The organism is Luteolibacter sp. Y139 (genome assembly GCF_038066715.1).
Classification (GTDB): Bacteria; Verrucomicrobiota; Verrucomicrobiia; order Verrucomicrobiales; family Akkermansiaceae; genus Haloferula; species Haloferula soli.
Window position 1 is genome coordinate 106400 of record NZ_JBBUKT010000005.1, and the last position, 26847, is coordinate 133246.

The 26847-nt window shown below is 62.5% G+C and carries 29 protein-coding genes; 24 read left to right on the plus strand and 5 right to left on the minus strand.

Going from position 1 to position 26847, the window contains the following annotated elements:
- Window positions 1–136 precede the first annotated feature (136 nt).
- Together WKV53_RS14145 and WKV53_RS14150 are read left to right on the plus strand one after the other, a co-directional pair.
- Window positions 137–571 carry a hypothetical protein gene (locus tag WKV53_RS14145; protein ID WP_341405311.1) on the plus strand — a complete coding sequence of 145 codons (435 nt, stop codon included), beginning with the start codon at window positions 137–139 and terminating at the stop codon, window positions 569–571.
- Window positions 572–623: 52 nt separating this feature from the next.
- A complete protein-coding gene (locus tag WKV53_RS14150) occupies window positions 624–1070 on the plus strand; it encodes a hypothetical protein (RefSeq protein WP_341405313.1) in 447 nt (148 codons plus the stop codon).
- A 60-nt stretch (window positions 1071–1130) separates the two neighbouring features.
- Here WKV53_RS14150 and WKV53_RS14155 read toward each other — a convergent pair whose 3' ends face one another.
- Together WKV53_RS14155 and WKV53_RS14160 are read right to left on the minus strand one after the other, a co-directional pair.
- Window positions 1131–1472, minus strand: a complete 342-nt coding sequence (locus WKV53_RS14155) for a hypothetical protein (RefSeq protein WP_341405314.1) — start codon at window positions 1470–1472, stop codon at window positions 1131–1133.
- Window positions 1469–1858, minus strand: a complete 390-nt coding sequence (locus WKV53_RS14160) for a hypothetical protein (RefSeq protein WP_341405315.1) — start codon at window positions 1856–1858, stop codon at window positions 1469–1471. Before WKV53_RS14160 ends, WKV53_RS14155 begins: the two co-directional genes overlap by 4 nt.
- 516 nt (window positions 1859–2374) lie before the next feature.
- Here WKV53_RS14160 and WKV53_RS14165 point away from each other — a divergent pair.
- The 22 genes from WKV53_RS14165 (at window position 2375) to WKV53_RS14270 (ending at window position 16698) form a co-directional block, all read left to right on the plus strand.
- Window positions 2375–2986: a hypothetical protein gene (locus WKV53_RS14165; RefSeq protein ID WP_341405316.1), complete on the plus strand. Its 612-nt coding sequence runs from the start codon at window positions 2375–2377 to the stop codon at window positions 2984–2986.
- Between the two features lie 221 nt (window positions 2987–3207).
- Window positions 3208–3654, plus strand: a complete 447-nt coding sequence (locus WKV53_RS14170; RefSeq protein WP_341405317.1) for a hypothetical protein — start codon at window positions 3208–3210, stop codon at window positions 3652–3654.
- Window positions 3655–3964: 310 nt separating this feature from the next.
- Window positions 3965–4564, plus strand: coding sequence for a hypothetical protein (locus WKV53_RS14175; protein ID WP_341405318.1), 600 nt, complete (start codon window positions 3965–3967; stop codon window positions 4562–4564).
- Window positions 4561–5058 (plus strand): hypothetical protein, encoded by a 498-nt coding sequence (locus WKV53_RS14180; RefSeq protein WP_341405320.1) that lies wholly within the window; start codon window positions 4561–4563, stop codon window positions 5056–5058. Before WKV53_RS14175 ends, WKV53_RS14180 begins: the two co-directional genes overlap by 4 nt.
- Window positions 5059–5377: 319 nt before the next feature.
- A complete protein-coding gene (locus WKV53_RS14185) occupies window positions 5378–6010 on the plus strand; it encodes a hypothetical protein (RefSeq protein WP_341405321.1) in 633 nt (210 codons plus the stop codon).
- The gene (locus tag WKV53_RS14190) at window positions 6010–6471 is read left to right on the plus strand and encodes a hypothetical protein (protein WP_341405322.1); all 462 of its coding nucleotides are present in this window, start codon (window positions 6010–6012) and stop codon (window positions 6469–6471) included. The genes WKV53_RS14185 and WKV53_RS14190 overlap by 1 nt, the downstream gene beginning before the upstream one ends.
- A gap of 109 nt (window positions 6472–6580) precedes the next feature.
- Window positions 6581–7060, plus strand: coding sequence for a hypothetical protein (locus tag WKV53_RS14195; RefSeq protein ID WP_341405324.1), 480 nt, complete (start codon window positions 6581–6583; stop codon window positions 7058–7060).
- A gap of 160 nt (window positions 7061–7220) precedes the next feature.
- Window positions 7221–7697: a hypothetical protein gene (locus WKV53_RS14200; RefSeq protein ID WP_341405326.1), complete on the plus strand. Its 477-nt coding sequence runs from the start codon at window positions 7221–7223 to the stop codon at window positions 7695–7697.
- Window positions 7698–8067: 370 nt separating this feature from the next.
- Window positions 8068–8256 (plus strand): hypothetical protein, encoded by a 189-nt coding sequence (locus WKV53_RS14205; RefSeq protein ID WP_341405328.1) that lies wholly within the window; start codon window positions 8068–8070, stop codon window positions 8254–8256.
- A 341-nt stretch (window positions 8257–8597) separates the two neighbouring features.
- A complete protein-coding gene (locus WKV53_RS14210) occupies window positions 8598–8771 on the plus strand; it encodes a hypothetical protein (RefSeq protein ID WP_341405329.1) in 174 nt (57 codons plus the stop codon).
- 329 nt (window positions 8772–9100) lie between these two features.
- Window positions 9101–9286 carry a hypothetical protein gene (locus tag WKV53_RS14215; RefSeq protein WP_341405330.1) on the plus strand — a complete coding sequence of 62 codons (186 nt, stop codon included), beginning with the start codon at window positions 9101–9103 and terminating at the stop codon, window positions 9284–9286.
- Window positions 9287–9567: 281 nt separating this feature from the next.
- The gene (locus tag WKV53_RS14220) at window positions 9568–9753 is read left to right on the plus strand and encodes a hypothetical protein (protein ID WP_341405331.1); all 186 of its coding nucleotides are present in this window, start codon (window positions 9568–9570) and stop codon (window positions 9751–9753) included.
- 119 nt (window positions 9754–9872) lie between these two features.
- Complete coding sequence (locus WKV53_RS14225; protein ID WP_341405332.1) at window positions 9873–10319, plus strand: hypothetical protein; 447 nt, start codon at window positions 9873–9875, stop codon at window positions 10317–10319.
- Between the two features lie 210 nt (window positions 10320–10529).
- Window positions 10530–11024, plus strand: coding sequence for a hypothetical protein (locus WKV53_RS14230; protein WP_341405334.1), 495 nt, complete (start codon window positions 10530–10532; stop codon window positions 11022–11024).
- Entirely contained in the window at window positions 10952–11566 is a 615-nt protein-coding gene (locus WKV53_RS14235; RefSeq protein WP_341405335.1) for a hypothetical protein, read from the plus strand. Before WKV53_RS14230 ends, WKV53_RS14235 begins: the two co-directional genes overlap by 73 nt.
- A gap of 129 nt (window positions 11567–11695) precedes the next feature.
- Window positions 11696–12244: a type II secretion system protein GspG gene (locus WKV53_RS14240; RefSeq protein WP_341405337.1), complete on the plus strand. Its 549-nt coding sequence runs from the start codon at window positions 11696–11698 to the stop codon at window positions 12242–12244.
- Between the two features lie 358 nt (window positions 12245–12602).
- A complete protein-coding gene (locus WKV53_RS14245) occupies window positions 12603–13217 on the plus strand; it encodes a hypothetical protein (protein WP_341405339.1) in 615 nt (204 codons plus the stop codon).
- Window positions 13218–13296: 79 nt separating this feature from the next.
- A complete protein-coding gene (locus WKV53_RS14250) occupies window positions 13297–13683 on the plus strand; it encodes a hypothetical protein (protein ID WP_341405340.1) in 387 nt (128 codons plus the stop codon).
- A gap of 28 nt (window positions 13684–13711) precedes the next feature.
- Window positions 13712–14134 (plus strand): hypothetical protein, encoded by a 423-nt coding sequence (locus WKV53_RS14255; RefSeq protein WP_341405342.1) that lies wholly within the window; start codon window positions 13712–13714, stop codon window positions 14132–14134.
- 470 nt (window positions 14135–14604) lie between these two features.
- Window positions 14605–15282: a DUF6799 domain-containing protein gene (locus tag WKV53_RS14260; RefSeq protein WP_341405344.1), complete on the plus strand. Its 678-nt coding sequence runs from the start codon at window positions 14605–14607 to the stop codon at window positions 15280–15282.
- A 364-nt stretch (window positions 15283–15646) separates the two neighbouring features.
- Window positions 15647–16159: a hypothetical protein gene (locus WKV53_RS14265; protein ID WP_341405345.1), complete on the plus strand. Its 513-nt coding sequence runs from the start codon at window positions 15647–15649 to the stop codon at window positions 16157–16159.
- 38 nt (window positions 16160–16197) lie between these two features.
- Entirely contained in the window at window positions 16198–16698 is a 501-nt protein-coding gene (locus WKV53_RS14270) for a hypothetical protein (RefSeq protein WP_341405347.1), read from the plus strand.
- Window positions 16699–16907: 209 nt separating this feature from the next.
- Here the strand turns inward: WKV53_RS14270 and WKV53_RS14275 are convergent, their stop codons facing one another.
- The 3 genes from WKV53_RS14275 to WKV53_RS14285 all read right to left on the minus strand — a co-directional run bounded on the left by WKV53_RS14275 (window position 16908) and on the right by WKV53_RS14285 (window position 26378).
- Complete coding sequence (locus WKV53_RS14275; RefSeq protein WP_341405349.1) at window positions 16908–20531, minus strand: arylsulfatase; 3624 nt, start codon at window positions 20529–20531, stop codon at window positions 16908–16910.
- A 555-nt stretch (window positions 20532–21086) separates the two neighbouring features.
- The gene (locus WKV53_RS14280; protein ID WP_341405350.1) at window positions 21087–24890 is read right to left on the minus strand and encodes a beta strand repeat-containing protein; all 3804 of its coding nucleotides are present in this window, start codon (window positions 24888–24890) and stop codon (window positions 21087–21089) included.
- An 891-nt stretch (window positions 24891–25781) separates the two neighbouring features.
- The gene (locus WKV53_RS14285) at window positions 25782–26378 is read right to left on the minus strand and encodes a hypothetical protein (RefSeq protein ID WP_341405351.1); all 597 of its coding nucleotides are present in this window, start codon (window positions 26376–26378) and stop codon (window positions 25782–25784) included.
- Between the last annotated feature and the right edge of the window lie 469 nt (window positions 26379–26847).

The following is a 26847-nucleotide window of genomic DNA, read 5'->3' on the forward strand; positions in this document are numbered from 1 at the left end:
AAAGCCCGGCTGGAGACGGCCGGGCTTTTTTTGTGCTTTGGGGAAGGGTGCCGGCTCGGAAAGGGATGGCTGTGGCGGAGTGGGGGTGATAGGAGGTGGAGAGCGGTGATCCCGCGTGATCCGATCCATGACTGTGATGTCCTTTCCCCTGGCAATGATGATGGTGGTCCTGGCTTGGATGGCGGGCGCGGGGCGGGTGATGGGATTGCCGGCGGCGGTGAGTCCGCGGATGGAGGTGCTGAGGGGGACGGTGGTGGAGGAGGTGGCGATCGGGAAGGATGCGGGGTTTTCGTTTGTGAGGCTGGTGCTGGCGGAGGGGATGGATGAGGCGAAGGTGGTGGAGATTCAGAAGGCGATCCGGCAGCGGACGGGCTTCGATATTCGTAGCCAGAAGCGGACGAAAAAGGGGGAAGCGGTGATCGTGCTGGACCGGATGAATCTTGGAGGAAAGACGCCGAAGAAATTGGTGCCGGGGGATGTGATTGTGATCACGGGCTATGGAGTGACGCTGCCGGAGCAGGCGAGGGGTGGCTCGATCTCGTATGAGAAGGTGGAGGTGAACGGGAAGTGAGGTTGCTGGTTTTGATTTCGAGTGTTGAGTTCAGGGCAAGAGAGGAGCGGCGATGAAGGAAGCGGTGCGCAAGGGGCTGGAGAACGTCGCGATCGTGATCGGCGGAGGGGTGATGCTGGGGATCGTGATGGGTGGGGTTTTCTCGGTGCCGGTGATGATGATCACGCGGGAGAGGGATCCTTGGCTGACGTTGCTTTTGATGGGGGTGATGGGTTGCGCGATCTTCGGGCTGGGGATGGCGATCGGGGTGCCGTGGTGGTGGCTGGGGATCTTGTGGGTGGTGGCGATCGGGCTCTTGTTGTGGGTGCGTGCAGACTATGGCTCGCTGGGCCATAGCGTGGAGAGATTCGGGATGGTGTATGCGCCGATGCTTTTCATCACGCTGATGCTGGGGCCGCTGGCGAAGCCGAAGAAGGAGGGTGGTGCGGCGAAGAAGGGGGTGGGGGTGGAGATGCAAGTGCCATCGAGGAGTGATGGCATGGTGCCGGGTGATCGGTGAGGAGTCCCGGTGTGGGATCGGCACGTGAAGGTGGGGATTTTCCTTCGCCGGGGTTCGGGGTTAGTGGTTGTCGAGGTAGCCTCTTTCGATGAGGAGGTAGCCTGCTTCCTTCGAGGCGCTGGTGATTTGGCCGAGGAAGTCGACGGTGATGGTGGGATTGACGTAGGCGATGTCGACGGGTTCCTCGAAGTAGGTGATGGTCCAGTGGGGGAGGAGGGAGACGAAGGGATTGAACAGGCTGAATTGGACGGCGCGGTGGTAGGTCATGCCGGGGGAGAGGCATGGCTGGAGGATCTCTTCATCGAGCTCGAGTGCTTTCTGGTGGGAGAGGATGGCGGCGAGGGTGATGCAGCCGGTGGTGACGATGGCGAGGCGGAGGAGGAGGGAGAGATGCGGTTTCATTCGCTGGTTTCGGTGAGGGTGCTATCGTCCGTGGCTGCGTGTCGCTTCATCCGGCAGGAGCGGGTGATGAGGAAGATGGTCCAGAGGGGAATGAAGGCGGTGAGGTCGTGGAGTTGGTAGCAGGGGAGGTGGCGCTCGATGCAGATGGCGGGGACGTCGTTGGGGCCGCCGGGGGTGCGGCGGCTGTAGTGGAGTCCGTCTTCGCGGACGGGCCAGCCGGGGACGAAGCGGGTGACGCGGGTGTGGTGCTCGAGGAGGCAGGTGCGGTCGCCGGCGCGGATGTCGATGACGATGCGTTTCGAGTCGGGCCAGTCGAAGTAGAGGAGCTCGATGATGAGGATGCCGAGCCAGAAGCTTTTCCAACGGTGGATGGGGCGGCGGGGCATGGGGTGACAGGCTGGGTTTGATTCGCGCGGTGGAAGCAGCGTGTCACTGTGGGGATGGAGGGCGGGAGAGGGGATGAAGCGGGGGTGAAGAAGGGGTGAATGGGGAGGAGTGCCGAGTGATCGGTGATCAGTGATCAATGATCAGTGAAAGGCACCGGATTGGCGGGGGAACGAACCGCAGAGGCGCGGAGGTCGCGGAGGAAGCGCGGAGAAGGCGGGGGAAATGATGAACCGCCAAGACGCCAAGTGCGCCAAGTTTAGAAAGCGAAGGTGACCGGTGAAGGAGCTTCGGACCGGTGGAGGATTTGACCGCGGATGGCACGGATGTCGCGGATGGATGGAAGGCACTGGACTGGCGGGGGAACGAACCGCGGAGACGCAGAGGTCGTGGAGGAAGTGCGGAGAGGAAGTGAAGGGTTTGGGGGATGAGGGGAGATGCGGGTGAGATGATTTGGGGTGTGCGCTGTCGGCTTTTGGGGTTTGCCGTGCGGTGGGGGAGATGTTGTTTCTAGCAGGATGAACGGGAGTGATAGTGTGGGGGCTGATGGCGGTGGTGATGGTGACAGCGCTGGTGATGGGGTGGTGAGGGCGGAGCGGTGGGCGAAGCCGTGGTGGCGGTCGGTGGGGTTTTGGATCGGGGCCTGGGTGTTGGCGTTTTTGGTGTGGGCGTGGGTGGATTCGTTTTGGCATCAGTCGCAGGTGACGCATGGGGTGTGGGTGGAGTTTCCGGGGGCGGATGGGTCGGGGTTTGTGGGAGGGAAGTGGACGCTGCAGCAGGGGAGTCTGGTGATCAGCGATGGGAAGCCGATGGATGCGACGCCGGACTTGAGGTTGACGGGGGAGTGGCCGGTGTTTTCGCGCTGGAGTGAGGGGGAGTTCGGGCGCGGGGTGGAGGGGCTGTGGGGGATGAGGTGGGAGGATTGGAAGGTGTCGGAGAATGTGGGCGGCGGGCCGGTGCATCGCTGGGTGACGGTGCGGATGACGGACCGGTGGTGTCACTTCGGCTTCGTGGTGGCGGGGTATGTGGTGGTGTGGGTGAGTGTGATGTTCCTGTGGAGATGGTGGAGGTGGAGGAGGTTTGTGAGTGTTGAGTTTGCGGGGAAGGTGGCGGAGGAGAGTGCCGAGTGATCGGTGATCAGTGGAAAGGCATCGGTCTGGTGGAGGGAACGAACCGCGGAGGCGCTGAGGTCGCGGAGGAGATCGCGGAGAAAGGCAAGGGGGAGTAACCACGGAATACTCGGAAGGTTCGAGAGGGTGGATGAGGAGGGTGGATGAGGAGGGTGGATTGGGGGGCTGGGTGCGTGGATTGGGATTGTGGGGTGGGGAAGTTGATCTATCAGAGTGTATCGATGATGAATGATGTGATGAGGCCGCGGGGGATTTTTTGGTGGAAGTCGTTTTGGCTGGGGCTGGCGATGCTGTGCTTCCTGGGGTGGGTGGGGGTGAGGTCGGTGGATCGACATGAGAGCGTGATCCGGCGCGGGCCGGGGACGAAGTTCGTGGAGGCGGGTTATTTCCAGGGGGTGTTCCGGGTGATCGATGGGAAGTCGGATCTGGAGCTGGATACCGCGAGGGTGAGGTGGGAGTCGCAGAAGTTCGGCAGAAGGATCGAGGAGGAGAAGCGGCGGTGGGCGCTGGGGGCGACGACGTGGGAGGCCTATTTCACGCAGAAGTGGTGGATCGCGTTTCCGATGTGGGTGCTGCCGGCGGGGTGGGCGGTGTTGTGGGTGGGCCTGTTGGGGTGGCGGTGGCGGCGGGTGCGGAGGCATCTAACAGAAATGGAGGCGGTGGGGTGATGCGGCGGCCGGTTTATCGCTGGAAGGGTTTTTGGCTGGGAGTGCTGGTGGTGGCGTTCCTGGGGTGGGTGTGGGCGCGGTCGATGGGGCGGGATGAGGGGGTGTGGATTCATGGGGTGAGCCGGTGGAGCCACAATGCGAGCGTGCGCGATGGGTGGGTCGTGATCCTGGACAAGGATTCGCTGGTGTCTCCGAGGCCTCCCTTCGATGTGGCCTGGTATTCGCAGAGGCGCGGGGATTCTGCCTTCGACGCTGCGTCGGGCTGGTGGCTGGGATGGACTTTCTTCCAGCGTGACCGTTGGTTTTTCCGGTGGGCGGTGTTTCCGGTGTGGCTTCCGATTGCGGGGTTCTCCGCGCTGTGGGGCGGGTGGCTGGGGTGGAGGTGGAGAAGGGTGAGAAGTCGTCTAACAGAAATGGAGGTGGCGGGGTGATGCGGGCGTTTTACAAGTCGCGGCTGCTTTGGTGCGGGGTGCCGGGGTTGGTGTTCCTGGTGTGGGCGTGGTGGGACTCGGGGAGGAATGCAGACGAGGTGAGTTGGAGGCAGGGGAGGCACAGTCACATCGTGATGGTGACGAGTGGTGCCGTGTGGTGGCAGGACACTCGGGACGAGGAGAGTAATTCGGTGGCGGAATTGGTCTATGTTGGTCGGGTGGCGATGGTGGATCGGGCGCGAGGGACGGTGAGGGAGCGCGGGTTCGAGTTTCCAGAGGCGTATTCGTGGACTTGTGAGGTCACTCCCTTTGGTGAGGGTGAGGAGGTGAGGACTTGTGAGTTGTGGGTGGCGCTGTGGTTGATGGTGCTGGGGTATGTGGGGGTGTGGTTGGGGGTGGTGTTTGCCTGGCGGTGGAGGAAGCGGCGGGTGATGAGGCGTCTAACAGATTTTGCGAAGGGAACGGAGGTGGTGGGGTGATGCGGCCGTTCTACAAGGCGCGGTTGTTTTGGTGCGGGGTGCCGGGGTTGGTGTTTTTGTTGTGGGTGTGGTGGGACTCGGGTGGGTATGAGTCCCGCTTGAAGTGGAATCGTGGGTGGGGGTTCCGGGAGGTGCGGGTAGAGCGAGGCATGATGGGGTATATGCGCCTCATCGATCCCACGGCTGGGCCAGGTGTGAAGGGGGAGCTTTCGGCAGATCGATTGCCATTCCCGGAGGATGACGGGACCGGTGGCTGGAAGGGGAGGGCGCGGAAGTTCGATTTTTTTCCGACGGCTTTTGAGAAGACGGTGATGGAGGTGGAGCCCAGCGCGGGGGTGATCGTGGATTGGGTGGATTCACGGCTGGCGCTGTGGGCGGCGGTGGCGGGGTATGGGGTGGTGTGGCTGGGGATGGTGTTTGCGTGGCAGTGGAGGAGGAGGCGGGTGATGAGGCGTCTAACAGATTTGGCGAAGGGAACGGAGGTGGCGGGGTGATGCGGTCGTTTTACAGGTCGCGGTTGTTTTGGTGCGGGGTGCCGGGGTTGGTGTTCCTAATGTGGGTGTGGTGGGACTCGGGGCAGTATGAGTCCAATATGATATGGGATGGTGGAAACCGGGTGTATGATCTGCGGCTGAGTCGGGGATGCGTGGTCGGGGGAAGCGGGAGGGACAATTCGTTCGGGGTGGGTGGGGACGGATTCGGGACAGGACGATACCCACTGACGATGGAGCATGAGATTCTCAGGATCCGGGACCGTCGGTTCGATTTTCCCCGGCCGTTCGAGTGGGACACCACCGTGAATGAGAATGGGAGATGGAGAACAGAGACTCGGCAGGTGAGCGTGGCGATGTGGGTGATGGTGGGATGCTATACCGTGGGCTGGCTGGGCGCGGTGTGGTGGTGGCAGCGGAGGAAGAGGCGGGTGATGGTGCTTCTAACAGATTTGGCGAAGGGAACGGAGGTGGCGAGGTGATGCGGGCGTTTTACAAGTCGCGGTTGTTTTGGTGCGGGGTGCCGGGGTTGGTGTTTTTGCTGTGGGTGTGGTGGGATTCGGGGAGGCATTATTCCGAGGTGACGTGGTACCGGGGGAGCGAGGAGCGCGATGTGAGGGTGTATCGGGGAGTGGTGGAGTGGAGGAGTGTGGTGCAGCGTCTGTTCATTCCGGGGACGAAGCAGCTTTTCGTGGATCGCCATGAGATGGTGGAGGTGGACAAGAATGGCCTGGGGTTCACGAGGGAATGCGGGTTTGATCTTCCGGCGGGATTCCGGAGAGAAGAGAAGCCGGACGATGATCTGAAGATGACCTATGAGGCGGTGGAGGTGAGCGTGGCGCTGTGGTTGATCGCGGGGTGCTATGCGGCGATGTGGCTGGGGGCGGTGTTTGCCTGGCGGTGGAGGAAGCGGCGGGTGATGAGGCGTCTAACAGAAACGGAGGTGGTGGGGTGATGCGGGCGTTCTATAAGTCGCGGTTGTTTTGGTGCGGGGTGCCGGGGTTGGTGTTCCTGGTGTGGGCTTGGTGGGACTCGGGTGGGTATGAGTCGCAGGTGGGATGGATGGGAAAGGGCCGGGTGCGGGGTGTGCTGGTGAGCCGGGGTGCGGTGGGATGGGTCGATGGGGAGGACACGCTGATGAGAGCCCTGGGCGTGAAGGGCGGGCCGTGCTGGTCGCGGGAGGTCTTGTCCAAGTTCGACGAGAATGGCGGGCTGGCGCAGAGGGAGTGCGGGTTTGATGTGCGGCCGTTTTTCGAGAGAGGCGCGCTGGTGATCGACGAGGAGATGATCGTGGATGATGTGGACGGGCGGGTGGCGATGTGGGGAGTGATGGCTTGCTATGCGGTGATTTGGCTGGGGGCGGTGGGGGCGTGGCAGTGGAGGAAGAGGCGGGTGATGAAGGGGGAAGTTTGCTAGTTCCTAGTTTTTAGTTTTCAGTGAAGAGGAAAGGCATGAGGCATTCTATGGAGATGGAGGTGGCGGGGTGATGCGGCTGTTCTATAAGTCGCGGTTGTTTTGGCTAGGGATGCCGGGGTTGGTGTTCTTGCTGTGGGTGTGGTGGGACTCGGGTGGGTGGGATTCGTCTGTGGTGCGGACGGTGCGGGGGAATGTCTTCCATGTGGTGAAGGTGAGAGGCGGGCTGGTGGAGTGGCAGCGTGACGAGTATCTGGGGACGGCGCCGATCTTGACGGGGAAGAGCTACTTCGACTTGCATGTCTATCGAACCGAGGTGGAGGAGCCTCCGCTTTCTGAGCGGGCGGGCCAGGTGGCGGGCAGGCGGTTCGATTTTCCGGCGGCCTACGAGAAGGAGAGGCAAACGTTGCGCGGTGAGCGAGCGGTGATGACGGAGCGGATCGATCTCGCGCGGGTGGCGCTGTGGGTGGTGGTGGCGGGGTATGGGATGGTGTGGCTGGGGGCGGTGAGTGCGTGGCAGTGGAGGAAGGCGCGGGTGATGAGGGAGCAATCATCAATCACCAATCCTCCAATCACCAATCAGAGTGCGTGAGGAACGGGACGCTGGCGCGATGGGCGGAGTTCTTCCGGGAAGCGCTGCTCTCCCATGGTGGCGGTGCGGCGATGCGGGAGCCTTTTATTCTCCTCAAGCACTTCGATTGGTGATTGAGAGATTGATGATTGGTGATTTTCTCAAGAGGATCGCTTGAAGGATGAGACGGCCGTTTTACAAGTCGCGGTTGTTTTGGTGCGGGGTGCCGGGACTGGTGTTTCTGGTGTGGGCGTGGGTGATCTCGTTTCATCATGTGCCGCGGGTGATGTCGTGGGTGAGTTCGGTGGGGCCGGGGATCAGCGCGGGATACAACGAGTGGGAGGCGCGGCTGCAGCAGGGGAAGGTGATTTTTCACCGGGGCCTTCTATTGTCGGCGCCGCCGGGGGTGAAGGCGCATGGGAGTGGGCCGGGCTTCGACTACAATGGATACCTGTATTTGCAGGATAAGCCGACGCAGTGGGGAAGGGATGTGACGGTGACAGGACTTCAGAGGCTGGGGAAGAAATGCTCGATCAGGGAGGTGGAGTGGTGGCTTTCGATGAGATTCGTGGTGGCGGGGTATGTGGGGGTGTGGCTGGGGATGGTGTGGTGGTGGCAGTGGAGGAAGAGGAGGGTGGTGGAGAAGGGAGTTTGCTAGTCTGAAGTTTTCAGTTTTGAGTGAAGAGGAAAGGCATGAGGCATTCTGTCGAGATGGAGGTGGCGGGGTGATGCGGCCGTTCTATAAGTCGCGGTTGTTTTGGTGCGGGGTGCCGGGGTTGGTGTTCTTGCTGTGGGTGTGGTGGGACTCGGGTGGGTGTATTTCCTTTGTGCGATGGGGCCCGAGCGGCGATGAAAAGGGTGTGGAGGTGATGGTGGGGGATGTGGTCTGGCGGCGCACGAAGCAGTCCTGGAGCGGGTCGGCAGGAAGGAGGCCGATTTCCGTGGCTCGTATTGACTTGCGGGAGGATCCACTCAGCCGCACGGGGCCCGCGCGGGCGCGGCAGTTCGATCTTCAACCGCTTTTCCGGGTGTCGACGGAAGTGTATGGGAAGGAGCCGAGGGTGGTGCATGAGCGGCTTGTGAGAGCGGCGTTCTGGGGAGTCGTGGCGGGATATGTGGTGGTCTGGCTGGGGCTGGTGTTTGCGTGGCGGTGGAGGAAGCGGCGGGTGATGGGGCGTCTAACAGAGTCAGTGATGGAAACGGAGGTGGCGGGATGATGCGGGCGTTTTACAAATCGCGGTTGTTCTGGTGCGGGGTGCCGGGGTTGGTGTTTTTGATTTGGGTGTGGTGGGATTCGGGTGGGTGGCATTCGTATGTGGTGCGGCCGGCGAGTGGGGGTGTGTTTGATTCGGTGATGGTGAGTCGCGGGCGGGTGGAGTGGCAGCGTAACGCGTATGTGGGGACGCCTCCGATTTTGACGGGGAAGAGCTACTTGGGCTTGCAGGCGTATCGGGCCGAGGTGGAGGAGAGTCCGTTCGCTATTTGGGTGGGCCGGTTGCCGGGCAGGGGGTTTGATTTTCCGGCGGCCTTCGGGTGGGAGAGTCAGACGTTGCTCGGTATGCGAGCGGAGATTACGGAGCGGATCTATTTCGCGTGGGTGGCGATGTGGGTGGTGGTGCTGTTGTATGTGGCGGTGTGGCTGGGGATGGTGTTTGGGTGGCGGTGGTGGAAGAGGCGGGTGATGGAGCGGGAGGCGAACGTTGAACATCGAACTCTGAACTCTGAAGGATGAATGGAGAGGCAGATGGGATGGATGGGGTGAAGGGAGGTCGCGCGGGGATGAGGCGGGCGTTTTGGCGTTCGCGGTTGTTTTGGTGCGGGGTGCCGGGGCTGGTGTTCTTGCTGTGGGTGTGGTGGGATTCGGGTGGGCATGTCTCTGGTGTCGCGTGGATTGGAAAGGAGAGGTCTTACCAGTTGTTCGTGGCGTCCGGCCGAGTGGGATTGGCTCAATATAGACATCCGGCAGGGATGGGCTTTAAGCCGCTTCCTACGATTCGATATGAATCAAAAGAGAGCGGTCGACCGAGGCGATGCCGCTTTGATGTAAAGCCCGCCTTCGAGGTGACAAAGAATTTGAATGTCGACCACGTGCTCTTCGGATATGAAGACGTTCTCGTGGCGATGTGGGTGATCGGGGGAGCTTACGCGATGGGATGGATGGGGTCCATCTGCTGGTGGCAGCAGAGAAAGAAGAAGGCGATGAAGCGTCTAACAGAAGCGGTGATGGAAGTGGAGGTGGCGCGGTGAAGAGGCGGTTTTACAGGTCGCGGTTGTTTTGGTGCGGGGTGCCGGGGTTGGTGTTCTTGCTGTGGGTGTGGTGGGATTCGGGTGGGCATGATTCGTATGTGCTCAGGGGCAGTGGGATGGGGTACTATGATGTGCGGGTGAATCGGGGAGCGGTGCGGTGGAGTCGCATCAGGGAGAGTTCGGGAAGGAGCAGTTTCCCGAATGAGTTCTCGATGGGGCGAAGCTTGATCGCGGCGGATGACGGGAGCGGTCCATCGCCGAGGCGGAGGTGTCAGTTTGATGTGCCGCCGCTTTTCAAGTGGGAGAGGGATGCGAGCTTCCGGGCGCTGGGGTGGGAGAGCTTGAGCGCGGGGGTGGCGCTGTGGGGGATCACTGTCGCGTATGGAGTGATGTGGCTGGGCGCGGTGGGGTGGTGGGAGTGGAGGAAGGCGAATGCTGAAGATGGGGCGCTGAGCGTTGAGCGTTGAACTTTGAATGAAGGATGACGTGGGGGGCGTATGCGCGGGAGTGAGCCTTTCTTTTGGGAGGTGAGGGGGAGTCGGGGTTTCCGGGTTATCTGTGTGTTTATCCGATTGGGCTTTGTTTTATGATGACTTCACGACCGTGGTATCGTTGGAAATCGTTTTGGCTGGGGGTGGTGGTGCTGGGGTTTTTCGGGTGGGCGTGGATGCGGTCGATGACGCGGGACGAGGGGCTCTTGGTCCGTGGGCCGGGGACGAGGCGGGTGGAGGCGGGAGTTTATGACGGGTGCTTCCGGGTGAGGAGATGGCAGCGGGATGTGGATACGGATCATCAGACGATCCGGTGGGAATCGAGGGTGCGAGAGAAGGGGCGGCTGGGACCGGGGGACGGACGGAAGTGGGCGCTGATGGGGGAGGAGGTGGTGAAGCCATGGGTGGACCAGTGGTGGATTTCGTTTCCGATGTGGGTGCCCTTCGCGGGGTGGCTGGGGGTGTGGGGTGCGTGGCTGGGGTGGCATGGGAGGCGGATGAGGCGTGGGGCAGGGGAGTGCCGAGTGATCGGTGATCAGTGAAAGGCGTCGGGGCTGGTGGAGGAACGAGATGCGGAGGCGTGGAGGAGGCGCGGAGGAGAGATGGAGGGAGCTAAGGAGGAAAGGGATGGCGGAGATTGGACCTTGTGGGGACGGGTGGTTTGTGGCAGGGTGATGGCGGCTGTTGATTCGATGTTCGGAGGCGGATGTTGGATGCCTTGGTTGCATGTCCGTTCCCCCGATGTTGTTTTCATGATGCCGTGCCCTTTTTATCGTTCGCGGCTCTTTTGGTACGGGGTGCCGGGGCTGGTGTTTTTACTGTGGGTGTGGTGGGACTCGGGGGGATGGAATTCGCACGTTCGGTGGGAACGACCGGGAAAGGTGCGCTATGTGGGGGTGAGGATGGGTGGTGTGCAGTGGGGGAGTTCGACCTTGAGGGAGAATTACCCGCCCGGCCCGAGCGATTTCCCGGTGGTGCGTGGTGAATTGCCGGCGGAGGACGGGAGTGCTCCGGCGGGGAAGCGTGGGCGGCGGTTTGATTTTCCGCCGCTGATCAAGACGGTGGTGGAGGAGCGAAGCCGGGGTGGGATGGTCATGGATCTGGTGACGGGGGAGATCGCGCTGTGGGGAATCGTGGGGTGCCATGTGATGGTGTGGGTGGGGATGGTCTTCTGGTGGCAGCGGAGGAAGGGAAGGGTGACGGCGCGTCTAACAGATTCGACGGCGGGAATGGAGGTGGCGGGATGATGGCGATGCTGATGCGGCTTTTCCGGCGGGTGTGGATCTATTGGCCGGGGGTGCCGGGGATGGTGCTGCTGCTGGGGATGTGGTGGGACTCGGGTGGGTATCATTCGTTGGTGGACGTCGGCCGCGGCGGGATGAACTACAAGCTGCAGCTGGAGCTGGGCTCGATCTGGTGGCAGCAGACGACGGAGTGGCGAAAGGAGGGTGTGGCGAAGGATCACTTCGACACGGGGCGGACCGCGCTGCAATCGGTGGGGGTGGCGGGACCGAGGGGAAGGCAGTTTGATTTGCCGCCTGCGTTGTCGCGGTATGCGACTTCATTCGGGGGTCAGCAGTTCAAGCGCGACATCGTGATCGTGCAGCTGGGGCTGTGGGCGATCGTGGCGGGGTATGTGGCGCTGTGGGCGGTGCTGGTTTTCGCGTGGCATGCGCGGAAGAGGCGGATGAAGGCGAACGTGGAGCGCGGAGCCTTGAATCGAAATGCGGTGGCGGGTGATCAGTCGTCATTGATCCGTGGAGTGGCCGCGGGATGGTGGAGGTTTTGATGGCGGGATACGTGGAGGGGGAAGTGGTGGGGATGAGATGGATGAGGAGCGGGTGAAGTGAGTGTGAGGAAGTGATGAAGGGGTGGATCCTCATTGGCGGGCGCGGGTGTGGACGAGTAGGGTGGTGAGATGGGTTCCGAGTGGGCCTGGCTTTTGATGAGCGTGCTTTCCACCGTGATCACCTTGTGGGACTTCGCCGTGGCTTTGTTTCCGGCGGTGGGATGGATGGTGGTGGTGTGGCTGATGTGGCGGTGCTCGAGGGCGGAGGAGCCGATGGCGAGTTTCAGGAGGTGGCTGTCGACGATGGTGATCGTGGCGGGTGTCTCGACGGCGGAGGGGATGTGGGTGCGGCGAGATTGGGCGCAGGCGGAGGAGCACGAGATGAGGCGCAGCGCGAGGGATGCGATGAAGCAGATCGAGCTGGCGGTGGATTCTTACTATTGGGCTCGCGGCGAGTGGCCGGCGGGTGGGAATCGGGAGGTGATGGCGACGCTGCTGAAGGGGCGGGAGGATGGCGGTGGTGGGTATTTGAATCGGGGGAATGTGAGGCTGGGGGCGGATGGGTCGGCGCTGGATCCGTGGCGGCGGCCGTATTTGATGGAGGTGCGAGGGGAGAAGATGAGGGTGTGGTCGGCGGGGAAGGATGGGGTGTCGGGGACGGGGGACGATGTTTTCTAACAGGTGAGAAGGAGTGCGGGGTGATCGGTGGGATGGCGTAAGGCTGGTGAGTGAACCGCGGAGGCGCAGAGGTCGCAGAGGAAGCGCGGAGACGAGGAAGGAATGACCGCGGATGGCACGGATGACCGCGGAGAGGAATCGCGGGATGGCAGGTGATGCGGTCCACAACGCCGTTGGCGTAGGATGATGGATGCTGCCTGCACCCAGGGTAGCGAGTGCCTCGCAACCCTGGGCTTCATTGTGATGTCCCGTTGGGACGAAGATGGATGAGGGGATGGTGCGGGGTGAGATGACTTGGGGTGAGGGGTGTCGTGTTTTGGGATTTGCTGGGGGGTGGGGAGATGTTCTTTCTAGGAGGATGAGCGGGCGTGAGGATGAGAGTGGTGTGGAAGATGATGGAGATCGCGATGAAGGTGGTGGGAGCGCGGGCTTGGAGGGTGTGAGGTGGCGGGTGCGGTGGTGGCGGGTGCGGTGGTGGCGGTCGCTGGGGTTTTGGATGGGGGCGTGGGGGTTGGCGTTTTTGGTGTGGGTGTGGATGGATTCGTATTGGAAAGGGGCGCAGGTGGAGTCGGTCGAAGTGGTGATGCAGGCGGATGGTGGTAGCTTTCCCTATGAAAAGTGGGCGGTGCAGGTGCAGCGAGGCATGTTGATCTTCCGGCGCGGACGATTGGTGGATCCGCCGGCGGATTTGGTAGTCAGCCCGGAGCGGGTGGTTTTCTATCGGGGGCGGCCGTTGTTGTGGCGAGTGCCGCGTTCGGTGCTGTGGGGCTCGATGACGGAGATCCGCGATCATTCTTCGATCTTGCCCGATGAGGAGAGGACGAGTTGGTGGCTTTCGATGGGCTTCGTGGTGCTGGGGTATGCGGGGGCGTGGTGGGGATTGACGGTGCTGTGGCGGAGGTGGATGCGGCGGAGGTGGGGGAGGGAGAAGGCATCAATCATCAATCTTCCAATCACCCATCGGAGTGCATGAAGAGGAGGACGCTGGGGCGTGGGCGGGGCGTGATGGGATGGACATGGAGCTCTGAACATTGAAGGCTGAGCTCTGAGCGATGAATGAAGCGAAGAAGAGGATGGTGCGGCCGGTGTGGCGGTGGAAGAGCTTTGGGCTGGGGGTGTTCGTGGGGTGTTTTTTCGCGTGGGCGTGGTGGGATTCGATGCGGTCGGAGACGTGGGTGCAGCGGATGGATGCGAAGGGGGCTTATGGGATTGCGCGGGTGGATGGGGTGACGTTTGTGTTTGGCGGTGCGACGAAGTTCCTGGCGTGGAATGGGGTGATGCGCCTGCCGGGGAAGAGGCCGGCGAAGGAGGTGGAGGAGATGGAGTTCGAGAGCTGGGGGAGTTCTTATGTGAAGATCGCGGATTGGATGGTGTGGGGATGCTTCGCGGTGGTGTGGGGTGGGTGGATGGGATGGCGGTGGAGGAGAAGAGTTTGCTAGTTTTCAGTTTTGAGTTTTCAGGAAAGGCATGAGGCCGCGACCGATATATCGATGGAGGAGCTTCTGGCTGGGAGTGCTGGTGTTGTGCTTCCTGGGGTGGGCGTGGGCGAGGTCGATGACGCGTGACGAGGGGGTGGAGTTGTGGGCGGTGGATGCGCGGGGCAAGTGGGGATTGGGGGAGAAGCTGGTGACTGTGAAGTGGTGCGGCGGGAACTTCAGTGTTTCGGAGGAGGACGCGTGGCCGGGGCCGTTTGATATGGTGTGGTTTTCGCGCCCATTTCGTGAGGATGAGGCGTGGCGGAGGAGCTGGGCGATTGTTTCGAAGGAGTATCGGGATGATTGGGTGAAACGGACATGGTGGGTCGCGTTTCCGACGTGGGTGCCGCTGGGAGCGCAGGTGATGGTGTGGGGAGGGTGGCTGGCGTGGCGGTGGAGGAGAAGAGTTTGCTAGTTTCCAGTATTGCCCTCCGGGCTACGCGGTTTGCCGCTTCGCGGAGGGATGAAGGTTGCTATCGCAACTGCTGCGTTCAGTTTTCAGGAAAGGCATGAAGGCGCGGCCTGTTTATCGGTGAAAGAGTGTTTGGCTGGGGGGGGCTGATGATGGGCTTTCGCACCTGGGGCTGGGCGAAGTCGATCGAGTTCAGCGCCGGCGTTTCCTGGCAGGGGACGTTGATGGAAAAGGGCGGTAGGCTCCATGCACTCGGCACGCACGCCACGCAGAACGCATGTAGTGGGGCGCATTGACTGAGGGTCAATGGGTTCAAGATTCCCTTCTGGTGGAAGGGTTTGGCAGATGGGGGCGGGAATGGAGCGTGATCTGCGAGTGTCCTCTTTCCTCGATCGATATCGAGGAGGCCGGTGAAGCGCGTCTTCGTCCGGCTATGGATAGTGAACGAATAAAAATACCACAGACTCAATATTATGAAATCAATGATCAATACGCTCGCCTCAGGTCTCATCGCCCTTTCAGCCATCGGCATGGCGGCCGCGGCGAATCACGATGGCGTGATGATGAAGGACGGCAAGATGATGGCGATGAAGGACGGCGAGAAGATGGCCATGGCAGAGGACATGACGATGAAGGACGGCACGAAGGTGATGAAGGATGGCAGCGTGATGTCCACGGATGGCAAGAAGTGGATGCTGAAGGATGGCGACATGATCGACATGGACGGCCACTACATGACGCACGTGCTGAAGGACGGCGTCTTCATGATGGACGGGAAGATGATGGCGGTGAAGGGCGGCGAGAAGATGGCCCTTTCCGAAGAGATGACCCTGAGCGACGGGAGCAAGGTGATGACGGATGGCTCCGTGATGTCGAAGGAGGGAAAGAAGTGGCAGCTGAAGGATGGTGACATGATCATGGCCGACGGTCGTGCCGTGCTGGATGGCTCGGTGATCATGAAGGAGGGCAAGCTGATGGTGGTGAAGGATTGTATGGCGATGCCGGTGAAGAAGGAGATGTCCTTCGACAATGGCACGAAGCTGATGCCGGATGGATCGGTGATGATGAAGGGCGGCGAGAAGGGGATGATGAAGGACGACGACATGATCCAGAAGGACGGCACGATGTTGAAGGGTGGCCGGGCCAACTAAGTGAGGAGATCGTAATCTGCCTGCCTGCTTGCCGAAGTGCTGCCCCCATGTGTTTTTTTCCCGCGCAGGTTGCGCGGGATTTGGCGGGTGGTGCTGAGGAGGTGGGGGAGTGCCGGGTGATCGGTGATCGGTGATCAGTGGGAAGGCAGCGGGATTGTGAAGGATTTACCGCGGAGGCGCGGGGGGCGCGGAGGAAAGGCGGGGTGCGATCGCGGATGGCGTGGATGAGATTCTGATGGGGAGTGGATGGGATAACCACGGAACACGCGGAATACACGGAAGGGGAAGGAGAACTGGAGGTGGAAAGATGGGGCGTGATGGTGGCGGGGTTTCGGGGTAGAGGGGAGGTGTGTGTGCGGAGCGGATGAGGGGAGATGGAGATGATGGGCCGGAGCTGCCGTCGCCGAGGGTGCGGGCGGGGTGCTTGCTCGCGGGAATCGTGCTGACGCCGGTGGTGGCTTACTTTGCTCTGGTGCTGATGCTGGGGCCGTCGCTGTGGAAGACGGAGATTGGCAAGGTGAAGCTGGGGAACGGGACGACGATCACGGTGGGGCGGATGCACGACGGGGAGTTCACCTACGAGTACTACGTGAAGGTGGGTGGGAAGAACTGCAAGGCGGTGGAGTGGACTTACTTCGGAAGCAGTCCTACGGAGGTGGACGATTGCGAGGTGGCGTGGACGGCGGATTCGCGGTTCACGGGGATCGCGCTGAAGAAGCGGGACGGGGCGGGCCCGGACTCGATGGTGATCTATGATGCGGTGGAGGATGAATTGTCGCGGAGCGCTGGTGACGATTGGCGGAAGGAGGTGAAGTTCGTGAAGGCGTGGCGGGAGTTGAGGGAGGTGAATGGGAGATTGCCGGAGGGGCGGTGGTGAGGGAGTTTGTTTGTGTTGGTTTCTATTCTTTCGATCCAATGATGCCGGAGTCCGGGAATGAGTTTGATGGGGGAGGTGATGTGGAGCGTGATCCTTATGCGCCGCCGAAGGAGCGCGGGGAGGAGTCGGCGGTGGTGCCGGTGCCGGCGAGTGGGGATCCGCGGGTGGTGGATAAGGTGCTGCGGGGTGTGGGGGCGATGTGCGTGGGGTTTCTCTTGATAAGGGCTCTGCGGATGCAGGTGGCGGATGGGCGTGATGTTTTTGAGATGGTGGCGACGCTGGGGATTGTGGGGATGATGGTGCATGGGTTTCTGAGGGGTGGGAGGAGGTGGCACCTGGGGATCGGGGTGCTGATGATGTTGGGGCTTTCGTCGCAGGTGTATTTCTTCAGTGAGCTTTGGGGGAGATTCGGGAGGATGGATATGCGGGTGCTTCCGGTGGCGTGGTGGAGGTGGGTGCTGGGGTGCATGCCGCAGGTGGCGGCGCTGGGGTGTGCGGTGGGGTTGTATGTGAGGGGGAGGGGAAGAAGTGCCGGGTGATCGGTGATCGGTGATCGGTGATCGGTGATCGGTGAGGCGGGCGGTTCCCTTATCGCGTCCCTACAGGACGCCATGGGTGTACGTGAGAAACCCAGGGCGATGCCCTGGGCTTAGGGATGGTCGCCCCTTTGGGGCTTTAGAGCCTGGGGCTTCGGGGTCTCACGTGATTGCTTCGGGGACTTACGTGATCAAGGTCCTGCGTGTGCGCTTCAGGTGCCTTGTTTGGGCTTGGTGTCGATGATGACGAAGAGGGTGTTGGTGCCGGTGAAGGAGGTGGGGGGGAGTTGGAGTTCTACGGTTTCGTAGCCGGGGTTGTTGGGGATGGGTGTGGGGGAGGAGATGGTGAGTGGGGTGATGGGGGTCCAGTGTTCGAGGTCTTCGGAGATGAGGATGGTGTAGTCCAGGTCGGACTGGGTGGCTTGGGTGAGGCGGCGGGATTGGAAGCGGAGGGTGCTGTTGGAAGGGGTGGCTTCTAACAGGGTGATGGGGGCTAGGTTGGTGTCGGGGACGTTGGGGTCGGTGCCGGTGGCCCATTCTAGGAAGTTGGGGCGGCCGTCGTGGTCGGGGTCGGCGTTCGGGGCGGTGTCGGTGCCGGCGAGGCCTTTTTGGATGGCGTGCTCGGTGGAGAGGGTGTCGGCGAGGGGGAGCTTGCGGATGGCGAGGTTATCGAGCTCGGTGTATTCGTTGGCGCGGCCGCTGATGCCGATGTAGTTCATGTCGTTGGCATCCCAGGTGAAGCTTTGCGTGATGCTGTTGGGATCGGCGGGGTTGAGGTCGATGGCCTTGCCTTCGAAGAAGACGGTGACCTCCACGTTGCTGGTGGTGGTGAAGCCGGTGAGGGCGAACTTGGCGGTGAGAGTGCCGGTGGTTTTGCCGACGTTGACGGTGGCGATGAGCTGGCCCTTGCGCCAGGCCTTGAGGTTGCCATTGAGGTCGAGGTCGATGAAGAAGTCGGCTTTGCCCGTTGGGTTGGTGGTGCTGCCGCGGAAGCTGTTAGGGCCGGAGATGTCGCTGCCGAGGGAGGCTTCGGTCTTGTTCAGGCCGACGCCGAAGCCGAGGTAGCGGTCGGCGGGCTGGGTGCCAGTGGTGTCGCTGATGGCGCGGATATTCATCTGCACGGAGAAGCCGCCGGCATCGATGATGTCCTGGCCGATGAAGTTATGGCTGATGCCGTTTTCGGCCATGCCAACGCCTACTGCGACTTGCAGCGCGCCTTCCGAGATCTGGATCGAGTCGGCGGTGCCGCTGCCTTCGAAGCCTTCGTAGTAGGCATTGTTCGCGCCGATGGGTGGGACGCGGGAGCCGGACATGCCTTGTGAATCCTCGTCGGCGTCGACGGAGTCGTCGCGGTTGAAATTGTCGACGAAGAGGTCGGTGGAGAGTGGTGCGGGTGTGGCGATGGGGGTGTGGAGGAGGCGGCCGGTGGGGACGCCGACGCGGGTGGCCCAGGCATTCCAGGCGGTGACCATGGCCTTCAGGCGCTCGGGCTCGGTGGCGGCGAGATTGTGGAGCTCGGTGGGGTCGGTGGTGATGTGGTAGAGCTCGAGGGCATTCGCGGGTGAGGTGCCATCGGTGGAGGCGAAGGTCTTGGTGACGAGCTTCCACTCGCCATCAACCCAGGCGCGGGTGGACTCGTGCTCGTAGCCGAGTTGGCGCGGGAAGGTGGCTTGGTTCTGGAGGATGGGGAGGAGGCTGGTGCCTTCGGGCGGGAGGACGGTGTGGCCGGCGAAGGTGGTGGGGACGGGCGAGCCCGTGGCGGCGGCGATGGTGGCCATGATGTCGATGAGGTGGCCATTCTGATCCGTCCAGCGGTTCGGCTGCACGATGCCGGCGGGCCAATGTACGATGAGTGGCGTACGTATGCCGCCCTCGTGGGAGAAGCGCTTGTAGTAGCGGAAGGGGACATTGCAGACATTGGCCCAGCCGCCGCCTAGCCAGAGGTTGTCATTCATGCCGCGCTGGCCGGCATTGGTGAGTTCATTGCCAGTGAGGGGTGCGCGGTTATTGGTGCCGTAGGATTTTCCGAAGACGCCGCCTTCGGCATTGCCGCCATTGTCGGTCATGAGGAGGACGATGGTATTGTCCAAGAGGTTGGCGGTTTGCAGGCGATCGATGACGCGGCCGATGGAGTAGTCGACGCGATCGATCATGGCGGTGTAGAGGGCCATGCGGCGGACGAGGTCGGCCTTGCGATCGGCATCGAGCGTGTTCCAGGCGGGGACGGGCTGGATGACGGGGTTGGTATTATACGGGGTGTCGCTGAAGGGGGCTTCGGGGTAGGTGGCATCGATGATGCCGAGGGCGCGCATGCGATCGTAGCGGGCCTGTCTCACAACGTCCCATCCCTGGGCGTAGGTGGCCATGTAGGTGTCGGCGAGGGCGGCCGGGGCTTGCAGCGAGAAGTGCGGTGGATTGAAGGGGAGGTAGAGGAAGAACTTGCTGCTGTCCGACTTCGCGAGGTGGTGATCGATGAAGTCGATGGCGTGGTCGGCGATGGCGTCGCTCTGGTAGAAGGTATTCGCGGGGTAGGTGCGCTGGGGGATCTCGTTGTCGAGGGACTTGAGGGTGTATTGGGATTCATCCCAATAGTCCGCGCCGGAGCCGCTGGCCTGGGCGCCGAAGCCGAAGACGTGCTGGAAGCCGCGGTCGGTGGTGCGCTCGCCGGGATCGGTGCCGAGGTGCCACTTGCCGGCCATGTAGGTGCGGTAGCCTTTGTCGCGGAGGAGCTCGGGGATGGTGATGTTGTTATCGGTGCGGAGGTCGGGGAGGGAGGCTCCGGGATTTTGGGCGACCTGGTGGGTGTAGTTCCCTGTGAGAAGGGCGGCGCGGGTGGTGGAGCAGCGGGCGGTATTGTGAAAGTTGCGGAAGCGGACGCCATTGGCCGCGAGGGCATCGATGCGCGGGGTGTGGGCTTCGCCGCCGTAGCAGCCGAGGTCGCTCCAGCCGGTGTCATCCATGAGGATGAGGAGGACATTCGGGCGGGTATCGGGGCCGGGTGGGGTGTAGTTCGTGGTGAGGCTGTACTTCTGGGTGAGGTAGAGGCCGACCTGGTTGGATTCGGTTTCTGTTAGAGCGCGATTGTAGAAGAGGATCTCGGCGATGCGGCCGTTCATGCGCTCTTCAAGGTTGCCATTGGCGGAGTTGATGCCGGCACCGATGTGGTAGCCTTCGTCGGCGAAGTTCGGGGTGCGGGTGCCGTTGGCGACGCTGCTCTGGGTGGCGGTGCGGTTGTCGCTGCGGAAGGTGCCGGCGGCGTAGGTTTCGCCGGCGGCCATGCGGAACATGCCGATGTGGTACTTGTTTGCCTCGAAATTTCCGGTGCCGAAGAGGCGGGAGCCGTCATTGAAGCGGAGGCCGGCGGCGGTGGTGGAGAGGTCGCATTTGAGGGATGCGCCTGCTGCGCCGTCGGAGATGCCATTGTGGATGTCGCCGATGGAGATGGCGGGGGAGATGGCGGTCTTGTTGTTCGTGGCGACGACGAAGACGGTGAAGGGCTGGGCGGCTTCGGCGGAGTTCAGGCCGAGGGAGCCGGCGAAGCCGAGGGCATCGGTGCCGGCGAAGGAGACGGCGGGTTTGTTTCCGAGCAGGGGGTCGGATGAGATGAATTTGGGGGTGCCGAGGCCGTTGGTGAGGGTGGCGTTTTGGGCGGTGTCGCCGGGGATGTAGGTGGTGGCGAGGTCGGGCCAGGAGGTGACGGTGGCGTTGTTTGGGAGAGAGGATAGGGAGGAGGCGTCGAGGTGGAGTTTTAGGTTGGTGGTGATGGGGAGGGTTTGGGCCGCTAGGGGAAGAGTGAGCGTGAGGAGGAAAGAGAGATGTAGGGTGAGGCGCGGCATGGTGGGGAAAGTTGCTAGTGTTCAGTGTTCAGTTTTCAGGAACAGCCCTGGAGTGGTGAAGGGAACGAACCGCGGAGGCGCAGAGGTCGCGGAGGAGATCGCGGAGGTGGAGAAGGGTGGATGAGGAGAGGTGCTGGATTGGTGGGGGGAACGAAACGCGGAGGTCGCGGAGGAGAAAGAGGGTGGGTCGTGGCGGGAGAGGTGGGGCGGTTGCGCGACGCCGTTGGCGTAGGTGATTTGGGTGGGGGATGACCCAGGGTAGCGAGTGCCTCGCAACCCTGGGCTTCAGGGTGCAGTCCCGTTGGGACAGGGAGGCAGGGGATGTTGGGAGGAGGTGGTGGGTGAAGTACGGGGTTTGTGGTAGTTTGGGGGCTGGCAGGTATCGCGCCCTTTCAGGGCGCCGGGGATGGGGAATGGTCAACCCAGGGCGTTGCCCTGGGCTGAGGGATTGCCGCCCCTTTGGGGCTTTGGAGCTTGGGGTGGTTAGAGGGTGTGTGGGTGGAGTGGGGCTCCATCAGCCGGACCGCTCGGAGAGCGGTTCCTGCCTTATTGAAATCAGGGGAGGGTGGCTTTTAGGCGGGCGTAGAGGCGGTTGTTGTTCGCGTTGGTGGCGGGGATGGTGACGGTGACGTTGTCGGGGTCGGGGGTGGGATTGATGGTGACGGTGACGCCGTTGGCGTCGGGGCCGGTGGTGGTGGCGCCGATGAGGGCGGTGCCGGGCCAGGTGGTGAGGGTGGTGCCGTATTCGACGCTTAACGTGGCGATGCCGATGCTGTCTTCCTCACGCTTGAAGGCGAGGGTGAGGCCGCTGGCGGCGTTGGCTGTTAGAGCGGGGGTGATGGAGGCGGCGTCGTTGATGGTGGGGTTTCCGCCGAGGACCCATTCGAGGCCGGTGGAGAGGCCGTCGTGGTCGAAGTCGAGCTCGAAGGAGGTGTCTGTTAGACCGGCGAAGGTGGCGGCCCAGGTGGTGTAGGGATTGCCGGTGCTGGTGACGGTGAGGATGAGATCGCTGCCGCTGACGGAGAGTGCGCCATTGAGGCCGGTGCCGACGGTGCCGGTGAGATTGGCGGGATCGAGTGTGCCGGTGATGCCGCCATTGGCATGGATGAGGGTGTAGGTGCCGGCGGCGAGTCCGCCGGCGTCGGTGAGGACGAGCTCGGTGAGGCCGATGGTGCCGCCGCCGAGATTGAGGACGCCGCCGACATTGACGCGGTCATTCGATCCGGCGGGTGCGCCGAGCTGGAAGAGGAGGCGGCCGGTGCCATTGCCAATGAGTGCGGCATCGAGCCCGCCCTGGATGGTGAGGGTGGCGCGGGTGTCGGCATTGACGCCGGCGGCGCTGGTGCCACCGGGGGAAAGCCTGCTATTCATCTCCAGCTTCACATTTCCCCCGATGGTGCCGGAGCCGGCGAGGGTGCCGGTGAGGATGCCGGTGCCGCCGACGCCTGCGCCTTCGCCGAAGAAGACGCTGCTGGGGACGCGGCCATCGACGATGAGGGTGCCAGCGTCGACGATGGCGGTGGGGCCGGTGTAGTCGTTTGTTAGATTGGTGATGATGACGGTGCCGGTATTCCGCTTCGAGTAGCCGGCGAGGCCGCTGCCGGTCATCTTCCCGGAGATGACGATGGTGCCGGTGGCGGGGCTGATGCGGCTGACACCCGCGCCGGTGCCGGTGTCGGCATCGAGGTGGATGGTGCCGGAGAGGGCGGCATCGAGCGAGCCGGTGGCGAGATTGATGATCTTGAGGCCGGTGCCGGCATTGGGGAAGTAGATGTCATTATCAATGGTGCCGCCGGCGATGGAGAGGGTGCTGGTATTCGCGCCGCTGGTGCCGATGGAGACGGGACCGGTGCCGATGGAGGCATCGGTGGTGAGGAGGATGCCATTGATGATGCTGGTGCCTCCGGAGTAGCTGTTAGACCCGGCGAGGGTGAAGGTGCCGGTGCCGTTCTTAACGACCGAGCCGGTGCCGGTGATGGTGCCGGTGTAGGTGGTATTGTTAGAACGGGTGAACTGGACGTTGGCATTATTGAGGATGTCACCGGTGATGGAGCCGGTGGTGCCGGTGCCGACCTGGAGGGTGCCGGCGCTGACGGTGGTGAGGCCGGTGTAGGTATTTTCCCCGGTGAGGAGGGTGGTGCCGGTGCCGGACTGGGTGAAGGTGCCGGGGCCGCTGATGATGCCGGAGAGGGTGGCGGTATCGGTGCGGGTGGAGGTGATGGCGGTATTATTCACCACGGGTGCGGTGATGGAGCCGGCGAAGAGGCTGCCGCCGATCTGGAGGGTGCCGGCATTCAGCGTGATGGTGCCGGTGCTGCTGGTGCCGGCGGAGAGGGTGACGATGCCGGTGCCATTCAGCGTGAGGGGTGATTGGCCGGTGAGGGGCACATCAAAGGTGAGATTGCCCGTGGTGGCCGGGGTGGTGGTGATGGAGAGGGCATCGATGCTGCCCGCGCCGAGGGTGCTGAAGGCGATGTCGTGGCCGGCGGTGTTCTTGAAGACGACATTGCCCGGAGTGACGGCGGAGAGGACGGTGATGGTGCCGGTGGCGGCATCGGTGAAGTCGACATTGTCACGCGAGTAGAAGTCCTCGTGGGCGTTGCTGGCGGTATTGCGGAAATTCAGTGCTCCATCGGTCTCGAGCCAGTCGTTATTGGTGTAGCCGCGCCACTCGAGATTGGCGGCGGGGAAGCTGTAGAGGAGGTCGGAATTTCCGCCTGCGCCGCCGAGGGTGAGGACGCCGCGGCCGGGATTGACGAGGTAGAAATTGTCGAGGCTGAGGCCGCCATTGTTGTCGTGGAGGACGACGATGTTAGAGCCAGGTGCGGTGACCTTCGGGATGACATTGATGACGGCGCTGTCGGGGAAGACGACATCGGCGGCGCGGAGGTATTGATTCGCGCCGGTGGTGCTGGGGTCGAAGACGAGGGTGGCGCCGCTGGAGAGGGAGATGGCGCCGGTGGTGGAGCCTTCGCCATCGAGCGTGGTGGTGCCGGTGACTACGATGTCACTGGTGAAGGAGCCGGATGCCTGGAAGATGCCGGAGGTGACATTGGTGGGTCCGGTGTAGGTATTGGTGCCGGCGAGGACGACGCGGCGGGTGCCGGTGATTGTTAGAGAAGCGCCGGGTGCGGACTCGCTGGCGTTTCCGGTGAAGATCATGAGGTCGCCATCGCCGCCATTGTTCTCGATGCCGGTGGCACCTGACAGGGTGAGGTTTCCGGTGTAGAGATTGCCGGCGGGGAGGGTGCCATTTGAGATGAGCTTGCCGCCATTGAGGACGATATTCCGGGTGAAGGGATTGACGATCTCGAAGGAGCGGAAGGCGGCACCGCTATTCACGGTGAGGGTGTAGCCGTCGTTATTATACTGGGCGACGCCTTCGGTCTGGAGTGCGCCTTCATTGACGATGATATTCCCGATGGTGACCTGGCCGCGGAGGTCGAACTGGCCGGGGCCGACCTTTGTCAGGGTGTAAAGTCCGGTGGTGGTGGAGGTGCCATTCGCGCCGATGCCGTAGCGGGTGCCGGTGGCTGCGCCGATGGTGGAGGGACCGGCGAGGACGAGATTGTCGACGATATTGCCTGCGCCTGCGCTGCCGGTGGATTGGTAGAGGGCACCGATGCCACCCTGGCCTGCGCCATTGATGGTGATGGTTTCGCCGGCGGCGATGATCTGGTTGTTTACATCGAGGGTGCCGCCGGAATTGACGATGGTATCGCCGGAGGTGGCACCGAGGCCTGCGGCATTTCCGATGCGGAGGATGCCGGCATTGATGGTGGTGGTGCCGGTGTAGGTATTCGCGGCGGAGAGGAGGAGGGTGCCGGTGCCGTTCTTTGTTAGAGAGCGGCCGGCGACGCCTTCATTGATGGGGCGCGAGATGGTGGCGAGGGCGGAGCCGTTGTGATTGACCTCGAGATCGCTGGAGAGATTGACGGTGCCATTGGCATTGGTGCCGGTGCCCTGGCCGATATTGAGCGTCTGGGTGACGGTGGCGGCGATATTGATCTGGGCGGGGCCGCTGGCGGCGGAGAGCTGGAGCTGGCGGGCGGTGGTGCTGTTGTTATTGGTGCGGATCTCGAGGGGATTGGCGAGGGTGCCATTCAGCGAGATGGAGCGGACCATGCGGGGGCCGTCATTGAGATAGGTGATGTAATTTCCGATGGCGGGGGTGTCGCCGAAGGTGACGTCGGCGGCATTGTCGAAGACGGGGGTGGCGCCATTCCAATTCGCGGTGACGGTGGGTGTCCATGAGCCGCTGGTGGTGCCGGTCCAGGCGTAGGTGCCTGCGGTGGCGGTGAGGGGCAGCGCGGGTACAGCCGCGAGCAATGCCAACAGGGAGTTGGTGGGCTTCTTCATGAGTTGGGTTTTTGGATTTCTCCGGGATGGGTTTTGGGCGGCGGTTTCCGCGGTGACTGGGGTGGTCGATGCGTGGGGCCGCTCCAGATAAGTTTTGGCGAGGGGGAGGAGTGTTCCGAAAATTCGTGATGAAGGGGTCATGGTGAAGTTTGGTGGTTTGAAGTTTTCAGTTTTCAGGAAGAAGGCGTCGGACTGGTGAAGGAACGAAACGCGGAGGCGCAGGGGGCGCGGAGGGACGGAGAGATGAGGTGAAGTGCGATCGGCAGGTGGGTGGTGAGGGCGCGCTTGGTGATGGCTGGGCGCGAGGGTGCGTTGTCGCGTTGTTGGGAACGCGCTTGCGGTGGGTGGGATGGGGCCGCGCGGGGAAGGGCGGGCGGCGGTGCGGTCTAGTCCGATCTGTTAGATCCGTGGGTCGTCAGGAGCGACGACAACGACAGCGACCCGGCAGCGGATGATGGAATGGAAGAACGCGCATGAGATGAGTTCGTGGAGACAGAGTCTTGTTTCTGCGTGGGCAAAGGACGATCCGCTCCCCGTGTGGGGTCGCACTCCGCGGCTGACCGGTGTCGGTTGGTCGCGGCGACGGCGGACGAATGCCTACGGGACGGTAGGCGTTCAAGGAGATTTTCAAGAATCTTCAACCACGCAGCAAATCCACGTAGCTCGCACGGGGGAGCTGGTGGTGGCGTGGGAAAATGGAGGCGGGGGAGGGAAATGGGTGTAATTCATTCTGGTGAGAATGGATTACGGGGGATTTTTTGGCGCGCGCGCGGGAGGTTGGCGCGGTGGTGGCGCGAGGCTTTGATGGGAGGTGTGGGCCGCTAGACGCCGGAACGACGCAGTCGTCCCGCTACGAGGGAGGCGCACTCGAAGAGTGCGGACCACGATGGGTCAGAAGCGTTCGCGGTCGACGGCGAGGCGGATGATGTCGTCGCGGACGGTCATGCTGTAGGGGGAGTGGGTGCGGACGAATTTCCAGAGGCGGCCGAGCTTGGGGTAGGAGTCCTTGCCGACGAAGAGGCGGGCGTCATCGATGAAGATGAGGTGCTCGGAGGAGCCGGTGGCGAAGATCTGGGAGAGCTCTTCTTCGATGGGTGTCTGCTGGCTCCTGGTGATGCGGCCGGTCTTGGGGCCGGAGTAGTGGGCATCCAGCCAGAAGACGGCGGGGCCGGAGAGTTGATCGAGGATGCGGGGGAGGATGTCCGAGCTATTGCCGTGGTGGGTGGTGACGTTTCCGTGCTGGCGGAGGCGTTCGGTGGCATTGTGGTAGAGGTCTTCGTGGATCTCGACGGTGTGGACATTGCGATAGACTTTCGCCATGGCGGCGGCGGTTTCGCCGAGGTAGGTGCCGGTCTCGATGAAGTTCTCGAAGCGATTCGCGAAGGCTGCGAGGCGCTCGCGTTTCTCCTCCGGGAGGAGGTGGGTGAAGATGGCGTGCTCGCGGTTGTTGAGCGCGTAGTGGAGATCGCGGACGAATTGCTTGATCATGGCGTGCGTGCGTAAGGGTGCAGCTTGTTAGAGACGGTGATGCGCGGCACGAGGTGGTGGCCGGCGGCAATCGCGGGTGAAATTTCTGAAGCGCGTGTAGGTCGCTGGAGACGGTGTGATTGTGTGAACACAAGACGATCCGCTCCCCGTGCGGGGTGGCGCTTCGCGGACTGAAAGCAAGGTCAGCCGCAAACGATGGGAGACTTAATGCCCACTTAACGATGGGAGTTCAAGGAATTTTCGATGGCGGGTGGCGCTTTGCATGGAATTGCTTGATTGTGCTTGTTTTACGGTGTTTGGCGCGATGGAAGCGTGTCGGATGGGGTTGAATTCATTCCGAATGGAAGAAATTGATTGCCGGTTGCGGGTGGGCGCGGTATCGCTGCGGCAGACGAGTTCCCCACGTGGCGGTCCGTCTATCCCGGGAGTGGCTCTTGTGTGCCCTCGTCGCTTTCTTCTTCTCCTTACT

Coding starts and splice junctions, on each gene's coding strand:
- WKV53_RS14145 (WP_341405311.1), top strand. CDS start 137: ATGTCCTTTCCCCTGGCAATGATGATGGTGGTCCTGGCTTGGATGGCG.
- WKV53_RS14150 (WP_341405313.1), top strand. CDS start 624: ATGAAGGAAGCGGTGCGCAAGGGGCTGGAGAACGTCGCGATCGTGATC.
- WKV53_RS14155 (WP_341405314.1), bottom strand. CDS start 1,472: ATGAAACCGCATCTCTCCCTCCTCCTCCGCCTCGCCATCGTCACCACC.
- WKV53_RS14160 (WP_341405315.1), bottom strand. CDS start 1,858: ATGCCCCGCCGCCCCATCCACCGTTGGAAAAGCTTCTGGCTCGGCATC.
- WKV53_RS14165 (WP_341405316.1), top strand. CDS start 2,375: ATGAACGGGAGTGATAGTGTGGGGGCTGATGGCGGTGGTGATGGTGAC.
- WKV53_RS14170 (WP_341405317.1), top strand. CDS start 3,208: ATGATGAATGATGTGATGAGGCCGCGGGGGATTTTTTGGTGGAAGTCG.
- WKV53_RS14185 (WP_341405321.1), top strand. CDS start 5,378: ATGGAGAACAGAGACTCGGCAGGTGAGCGTGGCGATGTGGGTGATGGT.
- WKV53_RS14190 (WP_341405322.1), top strand. CDS start 6,010: ATGCGGGCGTTCTATAAGTCGCGGTTGTTTTGGTGCGGGGTGCCGGGG.
- WKV53_RS14195 (WP_341405324.1), top strand. CDS start 6,581: ATGCCGGGGTTGGTGTTCTTGCTGTGGGTGTGGTGGGACTCGGGTGGG.
- WKV53_RS14200 (WP_341405326.1), top strand. CDS start 7,221: ATGAGACGGCCGTTTTACAAGTCGCGGTTGTTTTGGTGCGGGGTGCCG.
- WKV53_RS14210 (WP_341405329.1), top strand. CDS start 8,598: ATGCGAGCGGAGATTACGGAGCGGATCTATTTCGCGTGGGTGGCGATG.
- WKV53_RS14225 (WP_341405332.1), top strand. CDS start 9,873: ATGATGACTTCACGACCGTGGTATCGTTGGAAATCGTTTTGGCTGGGG.
- WKV53_RS14230 (WP_341405334.1), top strand. CDS start 10,530: ATGATGCCGTGCCCTTTTTATCGTTCGCGGCTCTTTTGGTACGGGGTG.
- WKV53_RS14240 (WP_341405337.1), top strand. CDS start 11,696: ATGGGTTCCGAGTGGGCCTGGCTTTTGATGAGCGTGCTTTCCACCGTG.
- WKV53_RS14245 (WP_341405339.1), top strand. CDS start 12,603: ATGAGCGGGCGTGAGGATGAGAGTGGTGTGGAAGATGATGGAGATCGC.
- WKV53_RS14250 (WP_341405340.1), top strand. CDS start 13,297: ATGAATGAAGCGAAGAAGAGGATGGTGCGGCCGGTGTGGCGGTGGAAG.
- WKV53_RS14255 (WP_341405342.1), top strand. CDS start 13,712: ATGAGGCCGCGACCGATATATCGATGGAGGAGCTTCTGGCTGGGAGTG.
- WKV53_RS14260 (WP_341405344.1), top strand. CDS start 14,605: ATGAAATCAATGATCAATACGCTCGCCTCAGGTCTCATCGCCCTTTCA.
- WKV53_RS14265 (WP_341405345.1), top strand. CDS start 15,647: ATGAGGGGAGATGGAGATGATGGGCCGGAGCTGCCGTCGCCGAGGGTG.
- WKV53_RS14270 (WP_341405347.1), top strand. CDS start 16,198: ATGATGCCGGAGTCCGGGAATGAGTTTGATGGGGGAGGTGATGTGGAG.
- WKV53_RS14275 (WP_341405349.1), bottom strand. CDS start 20,531: ATGCCGCGCCTCACCCTACATCTCTCTTTCCTCCTCACGCTCACTCTT.
- WKV53_RS14280 (WP_341405350.1), bottom strand. CDS start 24,890: ATGAAGAAGCCCACCAACTCCCTGTTGGCATTGCTCGCGGCTGTACCC.
- WKV53_RS14285 (WP_341405351.1), bottom strand. CDS start 26,378: ATGATCAAGCAATTCGTCCGCGATCTCCACTACGCGCTCAACAACCGC.